Source organism: Arthrobacter sp. P4_H3 (assembly GCF_056400885.1).
Map to the genome: position 1 here is coordinate 372,409 of NZ_JBFUKK010000005.1, position 12,625 is coordinate 385,033.

Here is a 12,625-nt window from a genome sequence, read left to right on the forward strand (position 1 = left end):
TCCAACGCCGGACGTCAGGCCATCGCGGGCACGAGGGACCGTCCCGACGACAGCTGTTTCCGGGCCCAGCGGGCGAGTTTCTTGCCCTTGCCCTTCCACCAGTTGTCCTCGTCCTTGTCGTGGTGCAGGCGGAAGACGATCATCACCATCACGAAGACGCCCATGGCCACGTCCATCCAGGACCAGAAGGCGGCGTCAACCAGCACGCTGATGCCCATGACCAGGACGGACGGCACGGCCAGTGTGCGGAAAATGGTGCTGGCCACGTAGCGCCGGTGCGACCTGGGCACGGACAGGGCACGCACCATATCGAAACAGAGGCACACCACCACCATAGTCTGGCCTAGGGACAGCAGGACCTGCCCGGACATCGAGCCCGCGAACATGGCAACGGATTCCATTCCCGCGCTCATCGGACGCCGCCAATTTGTGCAGGGCATGGAGTTGCCGCAGGGCACGGAAGTGACACCTCGGGATTGCAGAGAACACGCATAAGGAAAACCCCCAGAGAGACCAGAAACAAGCTGTGAGACCCAGCTGTGCTCCATTCAAGCGGCTGCCGCTGCGGTCCGTCACGAGTAGCGTGTACTCTATTCTGCCTGTCCCGGCGCCGGGAAGCCCTCCCGGGTACTCAGTCCGGTGGCGCCCGCATCACTGAGGAGCACTATGAAAAGCCAGCCGCATGCCCAAAGGATCCTGGTTGTCGGTGCCGGCGCCACCGGCGGATATTTCGGCGCGCGCCTGGCGCAGGCCGGCCGGGACGTGACCTTCCTGGTCCGCGGGGGTCGGGCCGCCACCCTGCGCCGGCGCGGTCTGCGCATCACCGGACTGGGACAAGAGGACATCATCGAACCTGCGCTTGTCACCGCGGCGGACCTCAACAGCCCCTACGATCTGGTGCTGGTTACCGTGAAGGCATCAGCCCTCCCCCAGGCGCTGGCCGACATGGCACCGGCAGTCGGGCCGGAGACAGTGATCATTCCGTTCCTCAACGGCCTGGCCCACATGGACACGCTGGAGGCCGCATTCGGCGCCGAACGGGTCCTCGGCGGGATCGTCAAGGTGGTCACCACCGTCACCGACGACGGCGACATCCTGCAGATGAATCCGCTGGCGACACTCACCGTCGGGGAACAGCACGGCCCGCCGAGTGACCGCGTCCTGCAGGCGGTGGAGCTCTTCACGGTGCCCGGGTTCAAGGCCTCGGCCACGGCGGATGCCCTGGCATCCATGTGGCACAAATGGGTCTTCATCGTCTCTGCCGGCACCGTGACCTGCCTGATGCGGGGACCGGTGGGCGCCATCGTCGCAGTGCCCGGCGGCAAGGAGTTCGTGCACTCCGTCCTGGCCGAAGCTGGTGCCGTCGCGGCCGCGGCCGGCCATCCGGTGCCGGACCACGAAACGGAGCAGTCCGTGAGCATACTCACGCAGCCGGGATCCAGCTTCACATCGTCCCTCTACCGCGACATCGTTGCCGGCCTCCCCGGCGAGACGGAACACCTGCTGGGCGACTTCACCCGGCGGGCACGGCTCCTCGGGGCCCGCACGCCGCTGATCGACCTCGCCCTGATGCAACTCAGGGTCCACGCCGCAACCAGCTAGCGTGCCGCTCCGTTAGCGCAGCCTCGGGAAGGCCGGGGAGCTCCTACTTTTTGAGGAACGCCAGGAGTGCCTCGTTGACTTCCGGCGCGTGGGTCCACAGCATCCCGTGCGGGGCGCCCTCGATCTCCACGTAGTCCGCGGCGGGCAGCGCTTCCTTGAAGCGGCGGCCGGTGACGTCGATGGGCAGGATGTTGTCCGCCGTTCCGTGGACGATCAGCGCGGGAACGTCGATCTTCGGGATGTCCTCGCGGAAGTCCGTCAGCCAGGTGGGCTGCGCAGCCACGGAGGCGTGCGCGGAGGAGTTGCTCGCGGTGACCCAACTGGCCCGCAGCGCTTCTTCGCTGAGGCGGCTGCCCAGGGTGTCGTCGGTGTTGAAGAAGTTCTTGAAGAACTCCGTGAAGAAGGCGTAGCGGTCTTCCTTCACGGCGCTGAGCAGGCCGTCGAAGACTTCCTGGGGAACGCCGTCGGGGTTGTCCGCCGTCTTCAGCAGGAAGGGCTCCAGGGAGCCAAGGAACACGGCTTTGGACACGCGGGCCGATCCGTAGGTGCTGAGGTAGCGCGCCACTTCGCCGGTTCCCATCGAGAAGCCCACCAGCACGGCGTCACCCAGATCGAGCTCGGCGAGCAGGGAATTGAGGTCCGCGGCAAAGGTGTCGTAGTCGTAGCCCTCGGTGGGCTTGCTGGATTTACCGAACCCGCGGCGGTCGTAGGTGATCACCCGGTAGCCGGCCTCCAGCAGCACAGCGGTTTGCCGTTCCCAGGAGGCTCCGTCGAGGGGGTAACCGTGGATGAGGACCACCGGCTGTCCCTGTCCGTGGTCCTCGTAGTACAGCTCAACGGTGGTGCTGTTTTCTTTTCCGACAGAGACAAAGGCCATGAGGGCGTTCCTTCCGGGGCAATGAAGACTGGCAGCGAGCGGGCGTGACCATCCACTCTGTTCCGGTACGCTTCGCCTGTCAAGGCAAAGCCGCCGTGCCCGTCTGCGGGTCAGTCGGTGGGGCGCGGGCGCCACACCACAACGGCCTGGGAGCGGGCGCGGGGACGCTGGCCGCGCGCCAGGCTGACCACGTCGCCCGCGGTCCCGGCAGCGAAAATGCGCGAGTCCAGCGGCGTGCGGCGGCGGCCCAGTTCCTCGGTCAGTTCGCCCACGCGTCGCTGCAGCGCAGCCACCTGGTTCTCCAGCTGCAGGATCCGCTTGATTCCTTCCAGCGACACGCCCTCGTGCGAGAGCCGCTGCACCTCGCGGAGCATGTTGACGTCACGCTGGGAGTACCGCCGGGATTTTCCGGGCGCGCGGCTGGGCGAAACGATGCCCAGGCGGTCATACTGCCGCAGCGTCTGCGGGTGCATGTCTGCCAGCTCAGCCGCCACCGAGATGACGAAGATCGGCTGATCGAAGTTAATGTCCATGCCCGCCCTCTCCCTAATCCCTGCCCTGTCCCCCGAAACCCTAGAGGCGTGCCTTGGCTGCCAGGCCGGCGCGGACGTCCTGACCGGCGGTGGCTGCGGCGAAGGCCTTCACGGCCTCCTCCGCTTCCTTGGTCAGCTTCTGCGGAACCACGACGTCGATGGTCACCAGCAGGTCGCCGGTGGCCTTGGCGTGCTTGACTCCGCGGCCCTTGACACGCAGCGTGCGTCCGGACGGGGTTCCTGCGGGAACGCGGACCTTGACCTTCTCGCCGTCGATCGTGGGCACCTCGATGTCAGCGCCCAGGGCCGCTTCGGGGAAGGAGACCGGAACGTGGATGCGGAGATTGTCGCCGTCACGGGTGTAGAAGTCGTGGCCCTTGACATTCACGGTGACCATGAGGTCACCGTTGCCGGCGGGACCGTACTGGCCCTTGCCGCGGACGCGGACCTTCTGGCCGTCCTTGATGCCTGCCGGGACACGGACGTCGATGACGTCGCCCTCAGGTTCGCGCAGGCCGATGGTGGTGCCGCGGATGGAACCCGCGAATGAAATGGTGGTGGTCGCCGTGCGGTCGGCGCCCTTCTGCGGTGCGCGCTGGAACCCGGCCCCGGAGCCGGGCCCGCCGAACTGTCCGCCGAAGAGGTCGGCAAACTCCGGCGGAATGCCGCCAGAGGTGCTGTAGCCACCGGAGTGACGGCCGCTGCCACCGGTGAACAGGCCGCCGAAGAGGTCTTCGAAGCCGGCACCGCCAGGCGCTCCGCCCCCGCCGCCGGGAGCGAACCGCGCGCCGCCGCCCATGGCACGGATCGCGTCATACTGCTGCCGCTCATCGGGATCCGAGAGCACGGAATAGGCCTCGGAGATGTCTTTGAACTTCTTCTCCGAAGCCACGTCACCCGCGTTCGTGTCCGGGTGGTGCTGGCGCGCAAGCTTCCGGTAGGCCTTCTTGATATCGGCGTCGGAAGCGTCCTTGGCGACTCCAAGGATCTTATAGAAATCCTTGTCGACCCAGTCCTGGCTAGCCAATGGCGTTTCCTTTCAAGTTCTTACAAAATGCGCTGCGCAGGTGATGGGCCCCCGCCCCTTCGCGTGGTGGCTTGGTCGTGCTGCCCGGAGGACCCGCTCGCCGGACTTGTAGCCGGAGCGCAGGACCTGGCTGACGGTGTCGATTTCGACGTCCTCGCCGGGCTGCTGGATGAGGGCCTCGTGGATCGTGGGATCGAACTCCACTCCGGTCTCATCGATGCGCACCAGGCCGTAGGTCTTCAGCGCGTTCTCCAGCTTGGCGGCGATCGCGGCGAACGGGCCGTCGGCAAGGTCGCCGTGCTGGCGGGCGGCGTCGACGTCGTCCAGTACCGGAAGCAGCGAGTTCAGGACGCCGATGACGGCCATCTCCCCTGCCACGGCACGGTCGCGTTCCACGCGCTTGCGGTAGTTGACGTACTCGGCCTGCAGGCGGCGGAGATCGTTCCTGAGTTCCTCCGCCTCCTCTGCGCCTACGCCCTGCGCCACCGATTCCTCGGCCGGAACCTCAACGCTGTTGAGGATGTCCTCGGCCTGGGACAGTGCGTCCCCGGAACCGGAGTCCCCTGCGGCAGCGCGCTCCTGGTCAGGGTGGCGGGCCTGGCCGGTCTTCGGATCAACCTTGCGGTTGTCGTGGATGACCGGCTTCTGCGGCTCGTTCTCCTGGCGCTCGTTCTCCCGGTTGTCGCGGCCATGGTCTTTGGAAGAGCTGTGCTCTTCCTCGTTACCGTGATGCGGCATGATTACTTCTTCTCTTCTTCGTCAACGATCTCGGCGTCGACGATGTCTTCCTCGCTGGAAGCAGAACCCGTCTTGTCGCCGCCGGCGGGAGCACCCTCAGCGCCTGCTGCACCCGTGGCACCGTCCGGCGAACCGGCCTGCGCGTAGATGGCTTCGCCGAGCTTGGTCTGGGAAGCCTGCAGCTTCTCAAACGCGGTCTTCACCGCGGCATCGTCGGTGCCTTCGAGGGCCTTCTTGAGGGCGTCGACGTCGGCCTGGACCTCGGTCTTGACCTCTTCGGGCAGCTTGTCGGCGTTGTCGACGATGAGCTTGTCCACGGAGTAGGCGAGCTGCTCGGCCGTGTTGCGGGTGTCCGTTGCCTCGCGGCGGGCCTTGTCCTCGGCTGCGTGCTCCTCGGCGTCCTTGACCATGCGGTCAATGTCTTCCTTGGAGAGGGCGGTGCCGCCGGTGATGGTCATGGACTGTTCCTTGCCGGTGCCCTTGTCCTTCGCGGAGACGTGCACGATGCCGTTGGCGTCGATGTCGAAGGTGACCTCGACCTGCGGGACGCCGCGCGGAGCCGGAGCAATGCCGGTCAGCTCGAACGTGCCCAGCGGCTTGTTGTCGCGGGTGAACTCGCGCTCGCCCTGGAAGACCTGGATGGCCACGGACGGCTGGTTGTCGTCAGCCGTGGTGAACGTCTCGGACCGCTTGGTGGGGATGGCCGTGTTGCGCTCGATCAGGTGCGTCATGACACCGCCCTTGGTTTCAATGCCGAGGGACAGCGGGGTGACGTCGATCAGCAGCACGTCCTTGCGCTCGCCCTTCAGGACACCTGCCTGCAGCGCGGCGCCGACGGCGACGACCTCGTCCGGGTTGACGCCCTTGTTGGGCTCCTTGCCGCCGGCCAGTTCCTTGACCAGTTCGTACACGGCGGGCATACGGGTGGAACCGCCCACCAGGACGATGTGGTCGATCTCGGAGAGCTTGATGCCGGCTTCCTTGATGACGTCCTGGAACGGCTTCTTGGTGCGGTCCAGCAGGTCCTTGGTGAGGTCCTGGAACTTGGCGCGGGTCAGCTGCTCGTCCAGGTGGACCGGGCCGTCGGGGGTGACGGAGAGGTACTGGAGGGAGACGTTGGTGCTGGTGGAGGAAGAAAGTTCCTTCTTGGCCTGTTCGGAGGCCTCGCGCAGGCGCTGCAGGGCGATCTTGTCCTTGGACAGGTCGATGCCCTTGACCTTGAGCTGGTTCAGCAGGTAGTCAACGACGCGCTGGTCCCAGTCGTCGCCGCCGAGGTGGTTGTCACCGGCGGTGGAGCGGACCTGGATGGTGGAGAAGTTGTCTTCGTCCTTGCCCACCTCGAGGAGGGAGACGTCGAAGGTTCCGCCGCCGAGGTCGAAGACGAGGATGAGTTCGTCTTCCTTGCCCTTGTCCAGGCCGTAGGCCAGGGCGGCCGCGGTGGGCTCGTTGACAATGCGCAGGACGTTCAGGCCGGCGATTTCTCCGGCTTCCTTGGTGGCCTGGCGCTGGGCATCGTTGAAGTAGGCCGGAACCGTAACCACGGCGTCGGTGACTTTTTCGCCCAGGTAGGACTCGGCGTCGTTCTTCAGCTTCATCAGGATGCGGGCGGAGATTTCCTGCGCGGTGTACTTCTTGTCATCGATCGCCACGGACCAGTCAGTGCCCATGTGGCGCTTGACGGAGGCGATGGTGCGGTCGATGTTGTTGACGGCCTGGCGCTTGGCGATCTCGCCGACCAGGACTTCGCCGGACTTGGAGAACGCAACGACGGACGGCGTGGTGCGGCCGCCCTCGGCGTTGGCAATAACGGTGGGCTCGCCACCTTCGAGAACGGAGACGACGGAGTTAGTGGTTCCGAGGTCGATACCTACTGCACGTGACATGTGTTGCTTCCTTCTTTCCTTGGAAACGATCCCGGGCCCGGTGTCCGGGCTGGTCGAAATTCAGGCACGCCCACTGATTGAGCGATCTACACTCAACTTTACTCATGGCCGGATTTAAGTCAATCCAAAGTTGAGCCAGTTCGACTCAACTTTGGATTGCGGCGGCGGGGGATTGCGGCGAAGGACCCGGGTTTCCCCCGGTTTACAGGCATTACGACGGCGGCCGCGGCCGGGTTTCGCTGTGCGTGAACGGCCCCCGGGCAGCGTCCTAGGCGGGCTTTTTCAGGCGGGATCGCGCGGCTGATCCTCGTCTTCTTTGTCGGCCTCGTCTTCCACGGGCACTTCGTCCTCGACCAGCCGGTGCTCCTCAGGCACACTCTCAATGCCCTCGGCGCTCCCGGCAGCGCCTGCCGTGCCGGCGGCTCCGTAGTCTCCGTCCGGATACTCGGCTTCCTCAACGGTGACGAGGTTCTCCCCCGCCGTGCCGGCCTTGCCGTAGTCGCCGGCCTCGTACTCGCCTTCGACGGCGCCGGCCGGTTCCTCGACATCCCCGGCGGTTCCATAATCGCCTTCGGGATACTCGCCTTCGACGGCGGTCATTTCGTCCTCGCGAGCAATTCCCGCTTTGCCGTAGTCACCGTCGACATACTGACCGCTGTCCGCTTCGCCTGCCGGCGCGGGTTCGGTGGCGGGCTGCTTTGGTGCTTCGAATTCACTGTTCTCTGACACTGACGGATCCCTCCTGGAAGCATCGGACGCCCGGACGGGCGCAGTGGCAGTCTACCCATCCGGCCGGCCGTCCGACAGGGCCGAACGGGCCCCGTCCCCGGCCCCGCGCACGACGGCGGGCGGCCACGAAAACGTGCCGCCCGCCGTCGCCCGTCACTGTGTCAGCACTTCACCTCAGTTGCGCACGACCTCCAGTTCGATGGCAGCCCACGAAAGGGCGGGCAGGCTTGCACGGACTTCGCCGCCGGCGGCCTTGACCCCCTCCAGCGGAGTGAGACCGACGGCGCCGGGGTTTTCCTGCGTGTTGGTGATGAAACGGTCGGCGCCGTCAGGAATCCGGAGCACTTCGGCCCGGACCACCTGCCGGGCGTCGAAGCCGCGAAGCACCACTTCGATGTCCGCCGCCTCTTCCAGCCCGCGGTTGGCGAGGAACAGCGCGATGCGCCCCGTCTCCTCGTTCCAGGTGGCGCTGACGTCCACGAGGTCGGCGTCGCCGAATTTGGTGTTGCTGTACTTGTCCGAATCGACCGCCAGCCGGAGGATCTGGCCGTGGGCCAGCTCGGCCATGCGGGCGAACGGGTGGAAGATGGTCTGCTTCCACGCAGGCCCGCCTTCCTCACTCAGGATGGGGGCGATCACGTTGACCAGCTGCGCCTGGTTGGCGATCTTGACGCGGTCTCCGTGCCGGAGCAGGGAGTTGAGGAAGGTCCCGACGACGACGGCGTCCGTCACGTTGTACTGGTCCTCGATGACGCGGGGGTGCTCGCGCCAGCCGTGCCTGCCCACTTCCGCCGGGCTGTCGGCGTCACCGGGACGGGTGTACCAGACGTTCCATTCGTCGAAGGACAGGTTGATGTGCTTCTTGTGCTTGCCCTTGGCCCGGACGGCGTCCGCTGTGGCGATCACGGATTCGATGAAGTAGTCCATGTCCACGGCACTGGCCAGGAAACTGCCGGCGTCGCCGTCGTGCTCCTGGTAGTAAGCGTGCAGCGAGACGTAGTCCACCTGATCGTAGGTGTGGGTCAGGACGGTCTGCTCCCACGCGCCGAAGGTGGGCATGCCCGAGTTCGAGCTGCCGCAGGCCACGAGTTCGATGTCGGGATCCACGAACCGCATGGCCTTCGCGGCTTCCTGGGCCAGCCGGCCGTACTCCTCGGCCGTTTTGTGCCCGATCTGCCACGGCCCGTCCATCTCGTTGCCCAGGCACCACAGCTTGATGTTGAAGGGGTCCTCATGGCCGTTCTTGCGGCGCAGGTCGGACAGCCGGGTGCCGGACGGGATGTTGGCGTATTCCACCAGTTCGCGGGCGGCATCGACGCCGCGGGTGCCGAGGTTGACGGCTTCCATGACCTCCACCCCGGCTTCGCGGGACCAGTCCACGAATTCGTGCAGCCCGAACGCGTTGGTTTCCAGCGTGTGCCAGGCGCCGTCCAGCCGGCGGGGCCGGTCCGCGACCGGTCCGATGCCGTCCTCCCAGTTGTAGCCGGAGACGAAGTTTCCGCCGGGGTACCTGACGACAGTGGCGCCGAGTTCCTTGACGAGGTCCATAACGTCACGGCGGAAACCGCGGTCGTCCGCCCGGGGATGGCCCGGCTCGTAGATGCCGGTGTAGACGCAGCGGCCCATGTGCTCAACAAAGGATCCGAAGATCCGGCGGGGAACTTCACCTACGGTGAAGTCGCGGTCAATGGTGATTCGTGCGCGGGACATTTTGCTCCTGTCCTGGTGTTTGGCTTGGTGTGGATGGCGCAGGGTGTTGAGGTCCGGCGATGGCCTAGGTGCCGGCGAGGCCGGTGGTGGCCACGCCCCTGATGATCTGCCGCTGGAAGAACAGGAACACCACGATCAGGGGCAGTGCGGCCAGCAGGGCGGAGGCCATGTTCTGGGCGTACTGGATGCCGTAGGCGCTCTTGATGGTCTGCAGCCCCACAGGCAAAGTGAGCAGGGAACTCTCGTTCGTGGCAATGAACGGCCACAGGAAGTTGTTCCACGCCCCGATGAACACAAAGATGGCCACGGCGGCAAGGATCGGGCGGGACAGCGGGAGCACAATCGTGGTGAAGATCCGCAGCCGGCCCGCGCCGTCCATCAGGGCTGCCTCCTCGAGTTCACGCGGAATCTGGTCGAAGAATTTCTTGAGCACGAACACCATGGGCGAGTGGATCACCTGCGGCAGGATCAACGCCCAGTAAGTGTCGATCAGGTTCAGCGACTGCATCTGCTGGAACAGCGGAATGATGAGGACCGGCGGAGGAATGATGATGGAGGCCACGATCACGCCCATCAGCATCTTCTTGCCGCGGAAGTCGATCCGCGAAATGGCGTAGGCCACGGACGCGGAGATCACCAGCGTGATGGCGGTGATCGCCGCGGAAGTGAACAGTGAGTTGAGCGTCCAGGTGGGGATGTTGCCGCTTTGCAGCACTTTGGCAAAGGCATCGAAGGTGAAGCCCGACGCCGGGATCCAGCTGATGGGGGTGGTCGCGGCATCCGTTTCGGTCTTCAGTGCGGTGGCGGTGGCCCAGGCAAAGGGCACGAGCCACGCCACGGCGAGGACGGAGACGACGGCGGTGGCCAGGATGCGGGCCAGCGGCGTCTTCGGCCGGCGGTTTGGCACGGTTTCGGCGGAGCCCTTGGGCCGGAGTGCAGGCTTGGAAAGTGTGGTGGTGGCCATGGCTAGGCGCTCCTTTTCCGTGCGGTGAAGACCTGGGCCAGTGCGATGAGCAGGATCAGGCCGAAGAAGATGTAGGAAATGGCTGCGGAGTAGCCCAGCCGGTAGCCCGTGAATCCGGCCTCGAAGATGTACTGCACGATGGAGCGGGTCGCTCCGCCCGGTCCGCCTTCGGTCATCTGGTAGATCTGGTCAAAGACCTTCAGGGACGCGAGGATCTGCAGGATAACGATCATCACCGTGGTGGGGCCCAGTTGGGGAAGGCTGATGGAGAAGAACTGCCGCCAGCCGCCGGCGCCGTCGAGCGAGGCCGCTTCATAGTGCTGCTGCGGGATGTTCTGCAGCGCGGCCAGGTACAGCAGGAAGTTGAAGCCCACGGTCCACCAGACCGTCGCAATCACGATGGCCCACATCGCCACGGCGGGATCGTTCAGCCAGGCCACCGGCGGAATGCCCAGGTTGGCAAGCAAATCGTTGAACAGCCCAAGCTCCGGGTTGTACATCCAGGCAAAGAAGAGCGAGACCACGGTGGAGGCGAGCAGGAAGGGCGAGAAGAAGGAGAGCCGCCACAGCCACTGCGCGGGAAGGCCCATGTTGACCAGTGCTGCCAGGGCCAGGGCGATGACTACCAGGGGCACGGTGCTGATTAGCGTGAAGTACAGGGTGTTCCCCAGCGACCGCCACATGTCCTGGTCGGCGAACGCCTCGGTGTAGTTGGCCAGGCCGATGAACCCGCTGTTGGCGCCGGTGAGCGACTTTCCGGTGAGGCTCATGACGGCCCCGGAAATCATGGGCCAGACCAGGAACGTCAGGAAGAAGGCCAGGAACGGGGCAGAGAAGGCCCAGCCGTGGATGTTGTCGCGCCTGGAGCGGGATGATTTCGCCGCGGGCGCTGGGATGGTGGGCGCTGGGATATCGTCGCGCCGGCTGCGGGTTGATTTCCCGGCGGGCGCTGTTGTTGGGGCGGTGCTCATGAGGACTCCTTTGTCACGAACGGGGCGGTGCTCAATCGGGATTCGGCGATGCGTGCTCCGGCAGTGCTGCCGGGTTAGGTGCTCACACCGGGTTAGGCATGGCGAGGACCGCGTTGATGCGCTTCATGAAGGCGTCCCAGCCGTCGGTGGCCTTGTCCCGTCCGAGGAACACGTTCTGGACGTTCTCGGCGAAATAGCTCTGGAAGTCGGATCCGGAACCCGTGAACCAGGCCTCGGGATCGTAGTTGATGATGTCCGCCGCGTTCGCATAATCCGCCTGCGGATCCAGTGCCGCGTACTCCTTGGACTTCACCACCGGCTGGTAGGCCGGAATGTGGCCGGCCTCCGCCCAGCTCAGGGAGCCCTGGAGCATCGACGCAACGAACTGGTACACACCGCGGCGCTTGGATTCGTCAAGCTTCGCCTGGTGCGGCAGCACGAACGAGTGCGAGTCGGCGAAGGCAGCCGGCGTTCCGAACAGGGTGGGGATGGTGCTGGCTCCGAGCGGAACACCCGCCGTCTTCATGGTGGGCAGTTCCCAAACGCCGGTGAAAAGCAGCCCCGACCCCTGACTGGCGAATTCCGCGATGGCGGTGCCGCCGTCGCCGCTTCTTGTGGAAATGGTGTTATCCAGCAGGGACTTGATGTACTCCAGGCAGTCGATGGCCACATCCCGCTCCACCTGGGCGGGTTTGCCGGGATCCAGGACGAAGTCCGCGCCGTGCTGCCGGTAGAGGGTATAGAACAGACGCCACATCTGCGCGCCGTCGCCCAGGTATCCGTAGGAGAGTCCGTGCTTGCCGGTGACGCGCTGCAGTTCACGGCTTACTTCGAGGAACTGTGACGGCGAGGAAATCTTGGCCAGCTTCCCGTCGTCCCCCAGCACGCCGGCCTTGCCCGCCACCTCCGTGTTGTAGAGCATCACAAACGGGTGCGAGTCCAGGGCCAGCGAAAACACCTTGCCGTTGAACTGGCTCTTCTCCCAGATTCTCGGGCCGAAGTCCTCCGGCCGCACCCCGAACTCCGCGAGCAGGTCCAGGTCCCAGGCATCCAGCAGTCCGCCGGGAGCATAGCCGGGCACCCTGGCCGCATGCATGATGGCCACCTCGGGCGGCCGCCCGCCCGCAGAGGCCATGGCCAGTTTGGTGTAGTACGGCGCGCCCCAGGCGAGCACAGTGGGCTTGATCCTGAAGTCAGCGTGGTCCGCGTTGGCTTTGTCGATCATGGCCATCATTTTGATGCCGTCTCCGCCGGAGAGCAGGTGCCAGAAGCGGATGTCGTCCGCGGCGGCCTGGGCTGCACCGCCGCACCCGCTCAGGCCACCGGCGAGGGCGAGCCCGCCGAACAGGGCACCTCCGCTCAGCAGCAATTGCCTGCGGTTCAAATGGGTACTGCCGGAATCCTGGTGCTTCACCGTCACTCCTTTGGACGTAGCCGGACAAAACTTGTAGCCGCCTTCGGATGACCGGAAGCCGGCCTGCGCGACCGTGGGCTGCACCACACTTTACATCGTTGTAGAAGGGCAGACAAGACTTTTTTGTTAGCGTTCACAATTGCTACGAAACCGCTGGCCCCGGCGGCCACATTGGCC

Annotated in this window: 12 protein-coding genes; 1 reads left to right on the forward strand and 11 read right to left on the reverse strand. The window is 65.4% G+C overall.

All coding sequences use genetic code 11. The annotated features are described in order from the left end of the window. Positions 1 to 14: 14 nt before the first annotated feature. The gene (locus AC1DRE_RS09865) at positions 15 to 401 is read right to left on the reverse strand and encodes a hypothetical protein (RefSeq protein ID WP_476984457.1); all 387 of its coding nucleotides are present in this window, start codon (positions 399 to 401) and stop codon (positions 15 to 17) included. A 265-nt stretch (positions 402 to 666) separates the two neighbouring features. Between AC1DRE_RS09865 and AC1DRE_RS09870 the strand changes: the two genes are divergently transcribed. Further along, positions 667 to 1,602: a ketopantoate reductase family protein gene (locus AC1DRE_RS09870; protein WP_476984458.1), complete on the forward strand. Its 936-nt coding sequence runs from the start codon at positions 667 to 669 to the stop codon at positions 1,600 to 1,602. Between the two features lie 43 nt (positions 1,603 to 1,645). On the opposite strand, the gene AC1DRE_RS09875 is transcribed toward AC1DRE_RS09870, so the two are convergent. The 10 genes from AC1DRE_RS09875 to AC1DRE_RS09920 all read right to left on the reverse strand — a co-directional run bounded on the left by AC1DRE_RS09875 (position 1,646) and on the right by AC1DRE_RS09920 (position 12,448). Next, the gene (locus AC1DRE_RS09875) at positions 1,646 to 2,479 is read right to left on the reverse strand and encodes an alpha/beta fold hydrolase (protein WP_476984459.1); all 834 of its coding nucleotides are present in this window, start codon (positions 2,477 to 2,479) and stop codon (positions 1,646 to 1,648) included. Between the two features lie 110 nt (positions 2,480 to 2,589). Further along, positions 2,590 to 3,012, reverse strand: a complete 423-nt coding sequence (locus tag AC1DRE_RS09880) for a heat shock protein transcriptional repressor HspR (protein WP_476984460.1) — start codon at positions 3,010 to 3,012, stop codon at positions 2,590 to 2,592. Positions 3,013 to 3,052: 40 nt separating this feature from the next. Then, entirely contained in the window at positions 3,053 to 4,039 is a 987-nt protein-coding gene (locus AC1DRE_RS09885; RefSeq protein WP_104174732.1) for a DnaJ C-terminal domain-containing protein, read from the reverse strand. Positions 4,040 to 4,051: 12 nt separating this feature from the next. Then, positions 4,052 to 4,777, reverse strand: a complete 726-nt coding sequence (locus AC1DRE_RS09890) for a nucleotide exchange factor GrpE (RefSeq protein WP_476984461.1) — start codon at positions 4,775 to 4,777, stop codon at positions 4,052 to 4,054. 2 nt (positions 4,778 to 4,779) lie between these two features. After that, complete coding sequence (gene dnaK / locus AC1DRE_RS09895) at positions 4,780 to 6,660, reverse strand: molecular chaperone DnaK (protein WP_476984462.1); 1,881 nt, start codon at positions 6,658 to 6,660, stop codon at positions 4,780 to 4,782. Positions 6,661 to 6,942: 282 nt separating this feature from the next. Beyond that, a complete protein-coding gene (locus tag AC1DRE_RS09900; protein WP_476984463.1) occupies positions 6,943 to 7,389 on the reverse strand; it encodes a hypothetical protein in 447 nt (148 codons plus the stop codon). A 174-nt stretch (positions 7,390 to 7,563) separates the two neighbouring features. Then, a complete protein-coding gene (gene arfA, locus AC1DRE_RS09905; RefSeq protein ID WP_476984464.1) occupies positions 7,564 to 9,099 on the reverse strand; it encodes an arabinosylfuranosidase ArfA in 1,536 nt (511 codons plus the stop codon). A 64-nt stretch (positions 9,100 to 9,163) separates the two neighbouring features. Continuing rightward, positions 9,164 to 10,063 (reverse strand): carbohydrate ABC transporter permease, encoded by a 900-nt coding sequence (locus tag AC1DRE_RS09910; protein WP_476984465.1) that lies wholly within the window; start codon positions 10,061 to 10,063, stop codon positions 9,164 to 9,166. 2 nt (positions 10,064 to 10,065) lie between these two features. Next, positions 10,066 to 11,034 carry a carbohydrate ABC transporter permease gene (locus AC1DRE_RS09915; protein WP_476984466.1) on the reverse strand — a complete coding sequence of 323 codons (969 nt, stop codon included), beginning with the start codon at positions 11,032 to 11,034 and terminating at the stop codon, positions 10,066 to 10,068. A gap of 82 nt (positions 11,035 to 11,116) precedes the next feature. Then, a complete protein-coding gene (locus AC1DRE_RS09920) occupies positions 11,117 to 12,448 on the reverse strand; it encodes an extracellular solute-binding protein (protein ID WP_476984467.1) in 1,332 nt (443 codons plus the stop codon). Positions 12,449 to 12,625 lie beyond the last annotated feature (177 nt).